Genomic DNA, 14,242 nt, shown 5'->3' on the forward strand with positions numbered 1-14,242 from the left:
ACCGCTGTCCCCCGGAACTGTCACCCGCACGGCACCCTTTTTTATTGGGAGCCGGCGGGTGGGCTCAGTTGCCGGCGTAGGCGGACATGTTGCTGCCCGGGTAGCCGCCGGTGCCGGACCAGGTGGCGGGCAGCGTCGTCAGGCCCGGCTGGACCTTGTAGGAGCCGGTGCCGCTGGTGTGGCGCCAGTAGATGTCGCCGGAGGGACCGAGGACGGCAATCCAATACGTCGTGCCCGACGTCACCGCCTGTGACGTGAAGGTGCAGGCGTTCCACGCGCCGGGCGTGACGGCCGTGACGGTGCAGGTGCGCAGCTGCGCGCCAGGCGTCCCGCTCCCATTCGCATACAGGCCGAGCTGGAGCGTGGTGGCCGTCGTCTGGGCGTCCACGTAGAGGCTCAGCCGCGTGACGCTGCCGCTGGCGCTCGCCACGTAGCTGAACGCCGCCGCGACGCCGGCGTTCTCGAAGTCGGCCGTCGTCAGCACGGTGCTGTTGCCCACGAGGGCGGTGGGCGCGGCGGGGGTCGTCGCGCTGGCGTTGGCCGTGTAGGCCGAGCTCCCCGCGGCGTTGGTCGCACGGACCCGGTACCAGTAGCGGGTGTTCGCGGCCCGGCCCGTGTCACTGAACGTCGTCACGTTGGCCCCCGGCGTCCCGGCCTGGGCGAAGGTGCCCGGGGCCCCGGAGACGTCCGGCGCGCGCTCCACCAGGAAGCCGCTCTCGTTGGTCGAGGCATCCGTCCACGCCAGGTTGATCTGCCCGGACGACACCGCCGTCGCCGTCAGGTCCGTGGGCGCCGCGGGCGCGGTGGTGGCGCTGTTCACGGTGATGGTGACCGTGGCGGAGTTCGTGCTGGCGGCAGGGTTGCCGTTGTCCACGGCCACGGCGCGCACCGTGTGGCTTCCCTGCGAGGGATTGGTCCAGGTGCAGCCGTAGGGGCTGGTGGTGCTGGAGCAGATGAGCGACGTGCCGTCCGCGTAGAAGTCCACCCGCGCGATGCTCCGGCCGAAGCCCGCGCTGGCGGTCGCGGCCAGCGGCACGGAGGCCGGCGCGGTGTACGCCGCATTGGCGGTGGGAGAGGTGAGGCTCACCGTGGGCGGGTTGGACAGCGTGAGGGGCACCGCCGCGGAGGTGGTGGACTGGAGCGTGTCGTCGGTGGCCTTCGCCGTCACGCTGTGCGCGCCATCCTGGAGCGAGCTGACGCCGCAGCTCACGGACGCCGAGGTGGGCGCGTTCACCGTGCAGAGCAGCGTGGTGCCGTTGTCGAAGAACTCCACCTTCGTGAGCGTGCGGCCCGGGCCCGCCGTGGCGTTGGCCTGGAGGTTCAGGTTGGCGGGCGCGGTGAAGTTGGCGTTGGCGGCCGGCTGGGTGATGGACACCGCCGGAGCGGTGGAACTGCCCGCGGACAGGCCATACATCGAAGCGCTGGACGCACCCGCGTACACCGTGGAGGTGCCGAACGTGGGGCCCGGCAGTGCGGAGAGGCCCGTCGGCGAATAGCGCATGGAGCCGGTGGGCAGGTCCATGTAACGGAACACGCCGCCCCCGTTCGCGCCCAGCAGCGCCAGCCAGTAGACGGTGCCCGACGTCAGCGTCACCTGCGGCGCGGCGGTGCAGCCGTACCACTGCCCCGTCACCAGCGGCAGCGGATCCACCACTGGGGTGGTGCAGGAGGAGAGCAGCGTGCCCGGAGCGCCCGAGGCATCACTGTAGACGCCGATGGACAGAGACGCATTGGCATTGCCCGGCGCCGCGAAGACCCTGAGCGTCCCCAGCGTCCCTGTGGCGACAGCGGTGTACTGGAAGGCGTTCACCGAGCCGCCATTGTCGAAGTCGTTCTGCGTCCCCACGGTGTCGACGCCCACGAGCCGCACGCCGGCCGCGGAGGGGCTCACCGTGAAGCTCACCGGCGCGGAGTTCGTGACGAGCGCCGGGCTGCCATTGTCCGTCGCGCGGGCGAAGACATTGGAGTACGTGCCGGCCGTCGCGTTCCACGTGCAGCCCGTGCCGGTCGTCGTGAAGCAGAGCGACGTGGTGCCCTGGAAGAACTCCACCCGCGTGAGGGTCCGCCCCGCGCCCGCGCTGGCCGAAGCGATGAGGGGCGTGCTCCCCGTGGGCAGCGTGGCGCCGGAGACGGGGCTCAGGATGCTGACCGTGGGCGGACCGGCGACCGTGATGGCCACCGACGCGGAGCCGCTTTCGCCCAGGCTGTCCACCGCATCCGCGCTCACGGTATGGCTGCCATTGCCCAGGCTGCTCGTCGCCGTGCAGGTGACAGGGCTGGAGACAGGGGCGTTCACGGTGCAGAGCACGGTCGTGCCCGCGCGGAACGTGACGCTGGCCAGCGTGCGGCCGGAGGTGGGCGTGGCCGTGGCGCCCAGGCTGAGCGTCGCGGGCGCGGTGAAGTTCTGCCCGGCCGAGGGTGCGGTGATGGCGACGGCGGGGGCGGTGGGAGGCGCCCCGGAGATGACGATGACCCCGCTGGTCGAGTGGCGGACGCGGAGCGCGTTGTTGCCGGCGTCGAAGGTCCACCCGTCCGCGGCCAGGTCCGTGCGCTGCGACAGGGCGGTGCCGCCCGCCGTCACCGCCGAGGGGACGAAGGCGAGGCGCAGCACCTCCGTCGCGCTGGCGTCGTAGGTGGTGTAGCGGACCTCGTTGCCGGGCCCGTAGGTGACGCTCTTCACGACGGAGGTGGAGCGCAGCAGGTGGTTCTGCCCGGCGGGTGCCCAGTCCGGCTGCGCGCCCATGCCGATGACGAAGTGGCGGATGAAGTCACCCCACCCGTCCGTGAACCAGACGTTGTTGGGATACGGCCCGTCGATGGTGAGCCCGCTGTTGCGCACCATGTACGTGGCCCAGTTGAACGCGCGGAAGGCCTTGTCCTTCGCCGCCGCGTCCCCGGTGAGCTCCGCGTAGCGCGCGTTCACGGCGGCATAGCGCGAGGTGTGGCTGCCCATCTTGTAGGGGAAGGCGTACTGCTCCTTGATGGGCCGCGCGCCGAACTCCAGCGTGTCTCCGAAGTTCGTCTCGATGAAGGCGATGATGTTCTGCACGTGCGCCTGCCAGTTCGGATCCAGGCCGGGGTTGTCCATCAGGAACTTGGCCGTCTCCCCGGGGACGAGCTGGTTCAGGTTGTTGGTGGCGTCCGAGCCCACGTCCTCGAAGTACTGGGTCCAGTTCTGCGTCGCGATGGGACCGCTGCCGCCCAGCAGCCACGCGAGGACGGTGGCCTGGGTGCTCTGCCATTGGGCCAGCTGCGTGCTGCTGTACCCGGGCGCGCCGTTCAGCGCACCGGCCTGTCCCAGGCGGATGAGCTCCTGGAACAGCTTGAGGGGCTCCACGACGTTGGACGCGTAGTTGTCCACGATGTTCGCGCCGGTGCGCACGGCGTTGTCGGAGGCCCGCACGCGGTACGGCCACGGCGACACGGTGGCGCTCGGGGTGCGCAGGTGGCTGGTGAGCTGGTTGGCCGCGTTGATGGCCATGTCGCGGTAGGCCGTGTTGCCATTGAACTTGAAGGCCTGGACGGCGGCCCACGCGAGCGCGCCCACCTTCTCCGGCTGGAGGTAGCCCACGCCGTCACCCACGCCCACCGAGCCGCCCGCCTGCGCGCCAGCGTACGTCAGCGTGCCGCTGGCGCCGCTCGCGTAGGGCACCTGGGACCAGTGGTCCCCCACGGCCGTCATGCCGTGCGCCAGGTGCCAGTCCAGCAATGCCAGCGCCAGGTCACGCAGGCGTGGGTCGTTCTTGTAGGGCGAGTACGCGAGGCCGGACTCGATGAGCATCGCGTTCAGGCCGGCGGGATTGTGTGGCCAGCCCACCGGCTGACCGGCGGGAGAACACCCGGGCGCCGTGCCGCTGCACAGGTACGAGTGCGCGTAGTAGGCCGGCTTGGCCACCGAAGGGTTCGTGAGGTTGGACAGGTTGGGGAGCGCGAGCAGGTAGTTCTGGTTCAGGTCCAGCACGTAGTCATACGCGGCGGAGCTGCCCGGGTTCGCGGGAGGCGCCCAGGACAGCAGCTTCCCCGTGCCATCGCACTGCGCGGCGTGCTGGTCGATGCTGCCGCCGCCGCTGCACGCGAGCGCCTGACGCACGGTGGTGGGCGCGGGCGCGTCAGTGGGCGCGGCACAGCGGGTCAGCAGGACGAGGAGCGTGAGCGCTCCGGTGAGGGAGCGGACGGTCCGCTCCGTGAGATGGGCATGCATGGGGGGTGTCCTTGGAGGGGCGCACAAACGGCGCCGGCCCTGGAGATGGCTCTCTCCACGGCCGGTGCATTATCGCCCGCACCCGGTCACCGGTTGCGTCAGGCCCGTCCTACGCGCCCAGGGTGACGAGCAGCTCGTCCAGTTGCTGGAACGTCTCGACCAGCGCCTCCGCGGCTCCGCCGGCAGCGTCGAGAGCTTCCTTCGAGGGGTAGAGCTCGCTCACGACCAGCAGCGTCTTGCCCTCTTTTTCCTCGAAGGTCACCGTGGTGACGGACGTGTTGTCGCCACCTTCCTCATTGGTCCAGACGAGGCGCGAGTGCGGTGTGACTTCTTTGTACGTACCGAAGAATGCCATCCCCTGGCCGAACACCAGACGGTACGTGCCCCCGGTACGAACATCCATCTCGCAGGAAGCCAGGGTCATTCCCATCGACTTCGGCACCCACCACTTCTTGAACAGCTCGGGCTTTGTCCACGCCTCGAACACGATGCGTGCCGGAGCATCGAAGGTTCGCGTGACGACGGTCTCACGCTCGGACTTCCGTTCCACGATCGTGCGGTTCTTCATGGGTGTGGGCTCACTCTCTTTGCTTGCGGCCATCGACCTGTTCCTTCCGTTTCAATTCCTCGACCACCTTGTCCAGCTCGTCGAAGCGGGCGTCCCAGAGCTGGCGGTACCTCTCGAGCCAGGCCATCTCGTCCTCCAGTCGGCGAGGGCCGATCTTGCAGGTCCGTACGCGCCCGACCTTCTCCGTGATCACGAGCCCGGCCCGCTCCAGGACACCGACGTGCTTCTTCATACCCGTGAGGGTCATGTTGAACTTCTCGGCGAGGTCCGTGATCGAGGCCTCCGCACGCCCGAGCTGCTCCAGAACACCGCGTCGGGTGGCGTCGGAGAGCGCGGCGAACGAAGCATCGAGGCCGGGATTCGCATACTGAACCATATGGCTCAGTGTCTAGCAGGCGGATAGCTGGCACGCAAGGGCAGTTCGAGCGCGCGCTGCCAGGACGCGGCAAGAGCCTGAGCTGGGCCTGTGGGTTGTCTTGAGCGCCTCAACACCCGCTGCCTGGGGTGGCCCTCGCGCCAGGGCTCGCCTCGCACGTGCAGTGGCCAGGCCCAGATGCTTCAGAATCGCGCACCCCGCGTGTTCCCTTCGCGGCCCGCCAACACCTTCCCCGCTCTCGCCTCCTCCTCACCTGATTGGGGAAGCAAGCTCACCGGTCTACCGTGAGGCCCGGCTCGCCTCTGCGGGGGGCTCCAGCGATAGTCTTCCATGGACGCGTTCGATGACGCGGCTCCGGATGCACACGAATTGACGGATGACGCGGGAGTGACAGGTGGGAATCCTCGGCTACCAACTGGCGATCATCGCCGTTTTGATCGGGGTTCGCCTCGTTGCACCGCAGCGCTTGCTCGGAGCTGCCCTCACATTGACGGCTCTGTCCATCGTCAACCTGTTCTGGCCGCCGCTCATTGTGCTCCAGCTGTTCACGGTCTGGGGCACTTACCGCGCTATTGCGCCGTCCGCCGCCACTCCGGAAAAGGGAAAGCCGGCCCGAGTGACCGAGCTACTCGGAAGCGTCAACTCGTTCATCGACGGGCTGAACACGGCCGTCGACGAACTAGGAGCAGACGTCGCGCTGAAGCGCGCGATACAGGAAGCAACCCTCGGGCTTCAGTCGGGGTACAATATCGAGCGCGATGGAATCCAGTCCGTCATGGAGAGTTCCAAGGAGCGCTTATTGGCGGACCGTCGGCGGCTGGCCTTAAGTGAAGCCGGGCGAGCGTCATTCGAGGCCAAGAAGGCTGAACTCACGGCAGCCATTGAGAAGGCCCTGAGCGAGTCCGGCGAGTCGGTGGGCAAGACGTATCGCTCGCCTCCCCAGATTGCCCTAACGGACCTTACGGCCCCCGTACCGCACGAGAATCCGGAGGTAGCAGCGGCCGCCCAGCGGCATCACGCGTCCCTCGTGCGTGAGTACTCCAAGTTTCTTGCTGACGTCGTAGCGCGCCTTCAAAGGGAGAAGGAGCTGCGCGCCATTTTCGAGACGGAGATGAACGCGCTGGCCCCGGCGCTCCTGTGGCGCATCGAGTGTTTCGAAGCCGGAGGCGACTGGCAGTCAGTCGCAAGCGTAGAAAGGGCTCGATCTCAGCGGCGAGTTCCCTGAGCCGAGAAGAACCGGTCGTTGAAATGTCCTTCACCGCCTCGTACAGCACCGTCCTCTCCGGCCGACTCCGCCGGTACGCCCACCCGCGCTCCTCCACCCGTTCCTGACCTGCCGCACCTTGTCAGGGCACGGCACGTCCCCGGGGCTCCCGCTTGGATTCGGGAGCCCCGAGGCATGGCAGCCTACTTGCGCAGCTTGAACAGCAGCACGTCGGAGCGCCGGGACTGTGGCGTGTACCAGGCGCCGTCCATCTCGAGCGCCTCCTTCAGGCTGCCCGCCACCACGACGCCGTCCGGGGAGGATGCGAGGTGGAACTCATACACGGACGTGAGCCCCAGCACGCGGACCCACCGGGACTCCAGCCCGGGACCGAAGGCCGCCAGCGTGGGCCGGGGCCGTTCGTCCTGCTGCCAACCGACGTCGCCCAGCCCAACGAGATTCCCCGCGCCGGACTGGGTCGTCACGATGTTCCCGGCCCCGTCCACCACCATGTCCGTGAACCCGAAGTGCGCGAACTGCCGTAGGGCCACGTCCCCACCCGCCGCGGTGAGCATGCCCACGAGCGCATCCCTTGCACCTTCGTATTCCTCCGGCTCGCGGCTGACGTACTGCTGGCCCGCGAACGACAGGTACCCGTTGAAGTTCCCGGTGAAGGCGATGCGCTGGTCGGGCAGCACGCCCACGGAGGTCACCTCGCCGTAGCGCGCGCTCATCACCCGCGCCCAGCTGAAGTCACCCCCCACGCCATACCGCGCGACGAAACCTCCGCGCTCCGCGACGGTGCCTCCACCGAAGTCGGTGTTGCTGCCCGCCTGGCCGCCCACGATGACTCCCTCGCTGGCATCCACGGCGACGCTGTTCGCACTCGTGCCCACCAGGGACGTCCCGACCAACGCGCGCGACCAGAGATGCGCTCCGTCCCACTGGAGCTTCAGCACGTAGGAGTTCGGGTACGTGTCGTCGTACGGGAACGGCTTGCCCGAATACAGCGGCCCGCTGCCGAAGTCCGTGTAGCCCCAGAACGTGCCGACGAGCACCGCGCTGCCATGCGCATCCGTGGCCAGGTCGAGCACCTCCATCGGATTGTCGTAGTAGTCCTCCGGGTCGCTCGGGTCACCGAACCAGGCCCGGAAGCCGCGCGTCCAGTCCACCGTGCCATCAGGTTTGAGCTTCATCACCACCATGCCGGAGCCCTGGGGCAGCGGCCCCTTCCCCAGGTCCGGGGCCCCGTCGTAGCTGCCGGCGACCAGCACGTTGCCCACCGTGGTCACCACCACCTTCTCCAACCGCACCCCCGCCTGCGGGAAGGAGCGCGTCCACGCGACGGCGCCATCCGCCCGGTGCAGGGTGACGGTGTGGCCCGACGGAGCCAGCGGGGTCCCCGTGCCGTAGAGCCGGGTGACGACCGCGAACCCGCCATCCGGCGCGGGCGCCACGTGACGGGGAGCCTCCGCCTGCGCGCCTCCCACCTGACGCATCCAGGCCGTGGTCCCCGACGGCTGTGTGCCCCGGTACGAGCAGAACGGGTTGCTCTCATACGTGATGACCAGCCGGGGCGCGCCGCCGATGATCTGGCGCGCTTCCGCATCCGTGGAGACGAAGCCCACGCTGTTGGTGCTGTCCGGCAGCAGCGCGAACGCGTACGTCCCGGAGGCCGTCACGGTGTTCGTCACGTCCAGCTCCACCCACGCATCCCGCGCGACGGCCCCCAGGTCCACCAGCGCTTCGCCCACGGGCGCCGGGCGGTGGTTCCAGTCCGTTGTCGCCCCGTCGAAACTCGACGCCCGGTAGAGCCGGGGCCCGTTGCCCGTGCCGTCAATGGCATACAGGCGCAGCGCCACCCGCTGGATGCGCTCCTGCCGCAGCTGGACGTCAAAGATCAGGAAGGCCTCCGCGCGGGGATCCCCGTCCACCCGCAGCGAGGCGTGATGCTGGAACTTCTGGTCCGGCGCATCCGCCGCGGCGTAGGTGTCGTGCAGCGCGCTGACGGGGACCTCGACGTACTCCGAGCGGGTCAGGCACGCGTCCGCCGGGGCTGTCTTCGCCGCGCCCGTCCAGACGAGCAGCCGGGGACGCAGCGACACATCCGCGCTCTCCCGCGAGTAGAACGTCACGCCGTCGCTGGAGGTCGGGTACAGCCCGAACGTCACGTCCCCGTTGCCACGCACCAGGTCCGTCACGTCGTAGTCCACCCAGCTCCCCGTCGCGAGCCCCTGCGCGTCCTCCACCGGGCTGCCCGTGCGGGCCGGCCGCGAGCTCCACGTGACGCTGGACTCGCTCCACGGCAGCCCCGTCAGCGCGTACACGGCCGGGCCGTCATCCGACCCCGAGCTCACGTACAGGCGCAGCACCGCGCGCTGCACGGCCTCCGTCAGCCCCTGCACCGGGAAGCGCAGGTAGGCCTCCTGCATGGGGGCGCTGTCCACCTTGAACGTCGTGGCGCTGCCCTGGGCCGTGCCCGGGCTCTCCGCGTCGGCGAATGTGTCGGCGCTCGCGGCGAAGAACATCGGCGCGCCGGAGAGCGTGAGCGGCGCGGGCGGCGGCGGCGGGTTGTCCGCCGCGGACTCCACGGTGAGGACGAGCTGCGGCTTGTACTCGAAGGACTCGCTCGACCCGAACGTGAGGCTGTCCGTGCCCTTCGCAGACAGGAGGAGGTCCACGCTGTAGTAGCGGCTGGGGATGTACAGGCCCGACACGTCGAGCTCCACCCAGGTCCCGCTCCTCACGGGCCCCTCGCTGGAGGTGAGCCAGGCGTCGCTCCAGTACGGCCGGGTGTTCCACGTCACGCTTTCGTCCCAGATGTGCACGCCCGGCGAGTCGTGCACGGCGACGCCCTGGGCCGCGTTGTTCATCGCGAACAGGCGCAGCCTCGCGGACGTCACCGTCCCGGAAACGGGGAGCTCGGCCCCGGCGAAGCGCAGGTACGTCAGCGCCTCGGGGGTTCGCGAGACCTTCAAGGTGGAGGAGGCGCCGAAGCTCGTGTTCGGGGACGCGGCCTCCACATGCGCGTCCTCCGTGGGCGTCAGGACGACCGTCCGCGTCGTGAGCGCCGCGCGCTCCGTGCTGACGGTCTCCGCCCCGGGTTCACGTGAATCTTCTTCCGCTGCCAGTGGCGCTCCGCACCCACTCAGGGTCGCGAGCGCCACACCCATTCCCCACAACATCCCTGCGACTGTCATCCGTCTCACGCTGACTCTCCCTCTGGGACCACGAGGGAAGGACATGAGCAACGGATGAGCCAGACATTGGGCCGTGGCCGCGCCTGGTGTTCCTCTGAAGGATTTCCACGCTCGCCGTCTAATTCCTATCGAGTGCGTAGCGGGGCCAGGACAGTTGCCCTGGGAACACTTCGTCGAGGGGGGACCACACAGATGTCCAAGAAACTCACCGTGGCGTTCTTGCTGCTGCTCTCCGGTTGTTCGACCACCGCGACCATCTCCCGCGTGGATGGAGGAACCTACACCGCCAAGATTGTCCGCAGCGATCAGGACTCCCTCTTCGTGAAGACGTCCTCGAATGGAAGTGAGATCGCCATTCCCAGGTCGAACGTCTCGGATATCGACCACCCTGGAAATGGCATGGCTGTGTTTGGCGCACTGCTGACTGCCTATGGCGGGCTGAACGTCGCGGCGGGCGCCAGCACGTGCGGCGAGGTCGGCGGCGCCTACTGTGTCGGCACCTTCCTCCCCGCCGCGGTGGGCCTCTCGACCCTCATCTGGGGCCTGACCACCTGGACCAACTCCACCGACGCGGCGCAGGGCGGCGCCACGGCCGCCCACACCGGTGCCGTGCCGACCCCGCCATCTGTCTCTGCGTTCGACTTCCGCGGGAGCGCGCCGGGCTCCGCCCAACGCCGCTGAGCATCCGCGCGCCGGCGAGGCACCGGGATTCTTCCACGCGGCGGAAGAGTCCCTGCCGGGCGGTGGGGATTCAGTCAGCGGACGCCGCCTCATAAATCTCTCCTCGACGCCCATACCAGGGCAGACGGCGGCACTTCGGCTCGCCGTAGCAACGAGGGGAAGATCATGAACTCCCATCAGCAGGTCGCCATCATCACGGGCGCTTCGCAGGGCATCGGGGCCGGGCTCGTCCAGGCATACCGGGGCCGCGGCTACCGCGTCGTCGCGACCTCCCGCTCCATCAAGCAGGGCAGCGATCCGGAAGTGCTCGCCGTCGCGGGCGACATCGGCGATGCCTCTACCGCCGAGCGCGTGGTCAACGAGGCCATTGCGCGCTTCGGGCGCATCGACACGCTGGTCAACAACGCCGGCATCTTCATCGCAAAGCCGTTCACGGACTACACGGCTGACGACTTCACCGCGATGCTCAAGACCAACCTCGGTGGCTTCTTCCACGTCACGCAGCGCGCCCTCGTGCAGATGGTGAAGCAGGGCTCCGGCCACATCGTCAGCATCACCACGCCCTTCGTGAACCAGGCCATCGCGGGCGTTCCGACGGGGCTCGCGAACCTCACCAAGGGCGGCATCAGCTCCGTGACCCGCGAACTCGCGGTCGAGTTCGCGGGGAGGGGTATCCGCGTCAACGCGGTCGCCCCGGGCTTCATCAAGACCCCCATCCACGCGCCGGAGTCCCACGCGTTCCTCGCCACCTTGATCCCCGCGAAGCGCATGGGCGAGGTCAGCGACGTCACGGATGCGGTGCTCTACCTCGAGGGTGCCAGCTACGCGACGGGGGAGATCCTCTACGTCGATGGCGGGCAGAACGCCGGTCGCTGAAGGGAGCCTGCCATGCCCATCGTCACCATCCAGGTTACCCGTGAGGGCTCCGGCCCCGGCCGGGACTCCGTCACTCCCGAGGAGAAGGCCCGCCTGATTGCAGGCACCAGCCAGCTCCTGCTCGACGTGCTGAACAAGCCCCTCGACTCGACCTACGTGGTCATCCAGGAGGTCGAGCTGGAGGACTGGGGCTGGGGCGGCTTGCCGGCGCTCGAGTTCCGCAAGCGGCGCGCCGCGGGCACGTCGTGAAGCCGCACGGAGACCGCCAGGGCCCCGTCAGCCCTGGAAGGCCTGGGCCTGCACGGAGAGCCTCGAGAACTCGGCGCGCAGGCGTGGCACCGCGAAGTCCATGAAGGCGCGGACCTTGGGCACCGAGATGCGCCCCTGCGGAGTGAGGAGGTGCACGGGGAGGGCTGACGGCTCGGCGTTGCGCAGGAGGACCTTCAGCGAGCCATCCTGGACGCGCTCCGCGACATGGTACGTGTAGAGCCGGGTCACGCCGTGGCCGTCCACCGCGGACGCGAGCGCGGCCCGCACGCTGTTGACCACGAGCCGCGGCTTGAAGTGCACGGAACGGGAGACGGCGCTTCCGGCGGCGGGCGGAAACACCCATGCATCGTGCCCGAAGTGCGTCGTGGTGATGATCCGGTGCCTGCCCAGGTCCGCCGGCTCGAGGAGGGGCGGATGCCCGGCGAGGTAGCGCGGCGATGCCACGACGACCCGCTTCACGTCGCCCCCGACACGGACGGCGACGAGGGAGGAGTCGGGCAGCTCGGCGACGCGCAGCGCGACATCGATGCCTTCCTCGACGAGGCTGGCGTAACGGTCGAGCAGGACGAGGTTCACCGAGACCTCGGGGTAGGCCTCCAGGTAGGCGTCGAGGATGGGCCGCAGGATCTCCTCGCCGCTGATGGGGGGTGCGCTGATCGTGAGCGTCCCCCTCGGAGCGACGCGCTCGCCCGCGGCGCTCAGCTCGGCCTCCTCCAAATCCGCCAGGATGCGGCGGCACGCGGACGCATAGCGCTCACCTGCCTCGCTGAGCTTGAGCGTGCGGGTGGTGCGGTGCAGCAGCTCGGCGCCAATGTGTTGCTCCAGCAACGCGATGGCACGGCTCACTGCGGCCGGCGAGCGCGCGAGCCGGCGGCCAGCGCCCGCCAGGCTGCCCTCGTCGAGCGCCGCGACAAACACCTTCATCGCCTCGATGCGATCCATGTCCCCTCTTCCGCGGCGCAGGGTGCCCCTCATCCGTGGGGGGCCCCCGCGGCAAGCCGGTTGACGGTGTACCGCAGGTCACCCCGGCCCCTCCGCGGGTGTGACGCGGTCATATCCGGAGACGAGCGCGGAACACAGGGGCCCGCTTCCTCCCACCGCGAGGTCTTGTCCGAGGGCGGCCACGTCCTCAGCCTCTTCCATGGAGGGCACTCAGCCCCTGGGAGACAGAGCCATGAGAACAGGACGCGGTACCCACTTCGGATTCACCCTGCTCGTCGGAATGATGCTGTTCGCCGCGGGCTGCGCCTCGACGAGCGTAGGCAAGACCTGGAAGAGCCCGGCGCTCGCCCAGCAGCCTCCTCTCAAGAAGGTCGTCGTCGTGGCGATGGTGCCGAGCGAAGCCACCCGACAGCAGCTTGAGCAGGAGCTGTCGACAAAGCTGTCGCAGGAGGGCGTCCAGGCCGTCAAGAGTTCCGACGTCCTCCCCTCGGGAGCGAAGCCCGACAAGGACACGATCCGGAACGCCATCGAGGGAAAGGGGTACGACGGCATCCTGGTGGCTCGCTTCGCGGGAGTCGATCAAGACGTCAACGCCTATCCCGGCATGTCCTACTACGGCTACTTCGGCGCCTACGGTCCAATGGACTACTCCGTGACGGAGGAGGCGAAGATGCAGGTCAGCCTCTTCGACGCCCGAGGCGAGAACGGACAGCTGCTGTGGAGCACGAACACCAAGACCTACGAGTCCTCGGACATCCAGAAGGAGGTCCCGGGTCTCGCGGATGCCATCGTCAAGAGCATGGCCAAGGACGACGTGGTTGGGAGCGCGAGCTGACGCAAGGCGGCTGGGCCCGGATGGATGACGGGCTTCATTCCCCGAGGGGCGCTCCGGCAGGTTGAATTTTCGGACCGGAGCGCAGGGACAGCTCCTAGACTGAAGCGATGTGGCGCCGGTATTCCCAGTGGCTCGATGCGGGCGAAACCGACGGAGATCCGCTCGGGGCGCCGATGCTGTGGCCCGACGGGCTTCACATCGCCGCGAACGGGCGCGGGCGCATCTTCCTCTGGAGTCTGGCGACCGGTGAGTGCACGCGGGTCCTGAAGACGGGCGCCATCTGCCGGAATGGAGAGCCCTGGTTCCGGCTGGCGGGGGAAGCCGAGCTGGGCCGCGTGCTCGAGGCGTACAAGATCCGCGGCCTGGCCGTCTGGGACTCCAAGGACTGGAGACGCGTGCAGACCTTCGAGGGCCACGCAGAGGAGGTCCAGGCCGCGGCGGTCGTCAGCGAGGACCGCGTCGTCTCCATCAGCGCCGACAGCAGCGCGCGGCTGTGGGACGCATGGACGGGCGAGAACCTGCGCACGCTGGAGACCGGACCGCTCTACGCGCTCGCGCATGCCCCCGCCCGGGGCCTCGTCGCCGTGGGCGGAAGCAACGGCGCCGTGCACCTGCTCGAAGCCCTCACGCTCAACGTCCGCGCCCTCTTCCACCTGCGCATGGCCACCGCGCGCCATGAGCCCCTCGGCGCCGGGCGAAAGGAACAGCTCGGCATCGCGCGGAACCGCCCGTCGAACACCCTCCGGGCGCTGGCCTGGCACCCCGACGGAGAGCACCTCCTCTGCGGGTCCTGGGACTTCGTGGCCCACATGCTCCACAGCAGCACCGGACGCGTCGTGCGGCAATGGCAGGGCCATGCGGACGGGGTGGACTTCGTCGCGGTGGAGCCCTCGCGCGGGCTGCTGTGCACCGGGAGTTCCGATGGCACCGTGCGCGTCTGGTCGCTCGACTCCACCGAGTGCCTCGCCGTGCACGACGTCGGCCACGCCGACCTGGGCGGCCTGCTGGTGCACGACGGGACGCTCTACGTGACGTGTCGGCGGGAGCTGTTGTCGGTGCCTCTGGGCTAGCACCGCGCGAGATGTTCAA

At 69.0% G+C, this 14,242-nt stretch carries 11 protein-coding genes; 6 read left to right on the top strand and 5 right to left on the bottom strand.

The features are described from left to right. Nucleotides 1-64: 64 nt before the first annotated feature. The 3 genes from D7X96_RS07725 to D7X96_RS07735 all read right to left on the bottom strand — a co-directional run bounded on the left by D7X96_RS07725 (nucleotide 65) and on the right by D7X96_RS07735 (nucleotide 5,145). Nucleotides 65-4,201 (bottom strand): Ig-like domain-containing protein, encoded by a 4,137-nt coding sequence (locus tag D7X96_RS07725; protein ID WP_121769367.1) that lies wholly within the window; start codon nucleotides 4,199-4,201, stop codon nucleotides 65-67. 109 nt (nucleotides 4,202-4,310) lie between these two features. Beyond that, entirely contained in the window at nucleotides 4,311-4,769 is a 459-nt protein-coding gene (locus D7X96_RS07730) for an SRPBCC family protein (protein ID WP_121725589.1), read from the bottom strand. Nucleotides 4,770-4,779: 10 nt separating this feature from the next. Then, a complete protein-coding gene (locus D7X96_RS07735) occupies nucleotides 4,780-5,145 on the bottom strand; it encodes an ArsR/SmtB family transcription factor (RefSeq protein WP_120549565.1) in 366 nt (121 codons plus the stop codon). Nucleotides 5,146-5,539: 394 nt separating this feature from the next. Here D7X96_RS07735 and D7X96_RS07745 point away from each other — a divergent pair, with 394 nt between their 5' ends. Further along, nucleotides 5,540-6,370 carry a hypothetical protein gene (locus D7X96_RS07745; RefSeq protein ID WP_121769368.1) on the top strand — a complete coding sequence of 277 codons (831 nt, stop codon included), beginning with the start codon at nucleotides 5,540-5,542 and terminating at the stop codon, nucleotides 6,368-6,370. 182 nt (nucleotides 6,371-6,552) lie between these two features. Here the strand turns inward: D7X96_RS07745 and D7X96_RS07750 are convergent, their stop codons facing one another. Continuing rightward, the gene (locus D7X96_RS07750) at nucleotides 6,553-9,522 is read right to left on the bottom strand and encodes a CBM96 family carbohydrate-binding protein (protein ID WP_244219489.1); all 2,970 of its coding nucleotides are present in this window, start codon (nucleotides 9,520-9,522) and stop codon (nucleotides 6,553-6,555) included. 219 nt (nucleotides 9,523-9,741) lie between these two features. Between D7X96_RS07750 and D7X96_RS07755 the strand changes: the two genes are divergently transcribed. The 3 genes from D7X96_RS07755 (at nucleotide 9,742) to D7X96_RS07765 (ending at nucleotide 11,355) form a co-directional block, all read left to right on the top strand. After that, complete coding sequence (locus D7X96_RS07755; protein ID WP_120549568.1) at nucleotides 9,742-10,230, top strand: YgdI/YgdR family lipoprotein; 489 nt, start codon at nucleotides 9,742-9,744, stop codon at nucleotides 10,228-10,230. Between the two features lie 165 nt (nucleotides 10,231-10,395). Further along, nucleotides 10,396-11,106: an SDR family NAD(P)-dependent oxidoreductase gene (locus D7X96_RS07760; protein WP_121769370.1), complete on the top strand. Its 711-nt coding sequence runs from the start codon at nucleotides 10,396-10,398 to the stop codon at nucleotides 11,104-11,106. Between the two features lie 12 nt (nucleotides 11,107-11,118). Beyond that, nucleotides 11,119-11,355, top strand: a complete 237-nt coding sequence (locus D7X96_RS07765) for a tautomerase family protein (protein ID WP_121769371.1) — start codon at nucleotides 11,119-11,121, stop codon at nucleotides 11,353-11,355. Between the two features lie 27 nt (nucleotides 11,356-11,382). Here the strand turns inward: D7X96_RS07765 and D7X96_RS07770 are convergent, their stop codons facing one another. Beyond that, on the bottom strand, nucleotides 11,383-12,318 hold the full coding sequence (locus D7X96_RS07770; protein ID WP_120549571.1) for a LysR family transcriptional regulator: 936 nt from the start codon (nucleotides 12,316-12,318) through the stop codon (nucleotides 11,383-11,385). Between the two features lie 232 nt (nucleotides 12,319-12,550). On the opposite strand from D7X96_RS07770, the gene D7X96_RS07775 reads away from it, so the two are divergent. Both D7X96_RS07775 and D7X96_RS07780 read left to right on the top strand, forming a co-directional pair. Beyond that, a complete protein-coding gene (locus D7X96_RS07775; protein ID WP_147468257.1) occupies nucleotides 12,551-13,153 on the top strand; it encodes a DUF4136 domain-containing protein in 603 nt (200 codons plus the stop codon). Between the two features lie 173 nt (nucleotides 13,154-13,326). Beyond that, nucleotides 13,327-14,223 carry a WD40 repeat domain-containing protein gene (locus tag D7X96_RS07780; RefSeq protein ID WP_244219490.1) on the top strand — a complete coding sequence of 299 codons (897 nt, stop codon included), beginning with the start codon at nucleotides 13,327-13,329 and terminating at the stop codon, nucleotides 14,221-14,223. The last annotated feature ends 19 nt before the right edge of the window (nucleotides 14,224-14,242 follow it).

The organism is Corallococcus interemptor, from assembly GCF_003668875.1.
Taxonomy (GTDB): Bacteria; Myxococcota; Myxococcia; order Myxococcales; family Myxococcaceae; genus Corallococcus; species Corallococcus interemptor.

Excerpts from the sequence above, each read along its gene's own strand:
- D7X96_RS07725 (WP_121769367.1), bottom strand. The coding sequence starts at position 4,201 with ATGCATGCCCATCTCACGGAGCGGACCGTCCGCTCCCTCACCGGAGCG.
- D7X96_RS07730 (WP_121725589.1), bottom strand. The coding sequence starts at position 4,769 with ATGAAGAACCGCACGATCGTGGAACGGAAGTCCGAGCGTGAGACCGTC.
- D7X96_RS07735 (WP_120549565.1), bottom strand. The coding sequence starts at position 5,145 with ATGGTTCAGTATGCGAATCCCGGCCTCGATGCTTCGTTCGCCGCGCTC.
- D7X96_RS07750 (WP_244219489.1), bottom strand. The coding sequence starts at position 9,522 with ATGGGTGTGGCGCTCGCGACCCTGAGTGGGTGCGGAGCGCCACTGGCA.
- D7X96_RS07755 (WP_120549568.1), top strand. The coding sequence starts at position 9,742 with ATGTCCAAGAAACTCACCGTGGCGTTCTTGCTGCTGCTCTCCGGTTGT.
- D7X96_RS07760 (WP_121769370.1), top strand. The coding sequence starts at position 10,396 with ATGAACTCCCATCAGCAGGTCGCCATCATCACGGGCGCTTCGCAGGGC.
- D7X96_RS07765 (WP_121769371.1), top strand. The coding sequence starts at position 11,119 with ATGCCCATCGTCACCATCCAGGTTACCCGTGAGGGCTCCGGCCCCGGC.
- D7X96_RS07770 (WP_120549571.1), bottom strand. The coding sequence starts at position 12,318 with ATGGATCGCATCGAGGCGATGAAGGTGTTTGTCGCGGCGCTCGACGAG.
- D7X96_RS07775 (WP_147468257.1), top strand. The coding sequence starts at position 12,551 with ATGAGAACAGGACGCGGTACCCACTTCGGATTCACCCTGCTCGTCGGA.
- D7X96_RS07780 (WP_244219490.1), top strand. The coding sequence starts at position 13,327 with ATGCTGTGGCCCGACGGGCTTCACATCGCCGCGAACGGGCGCGGGCGC.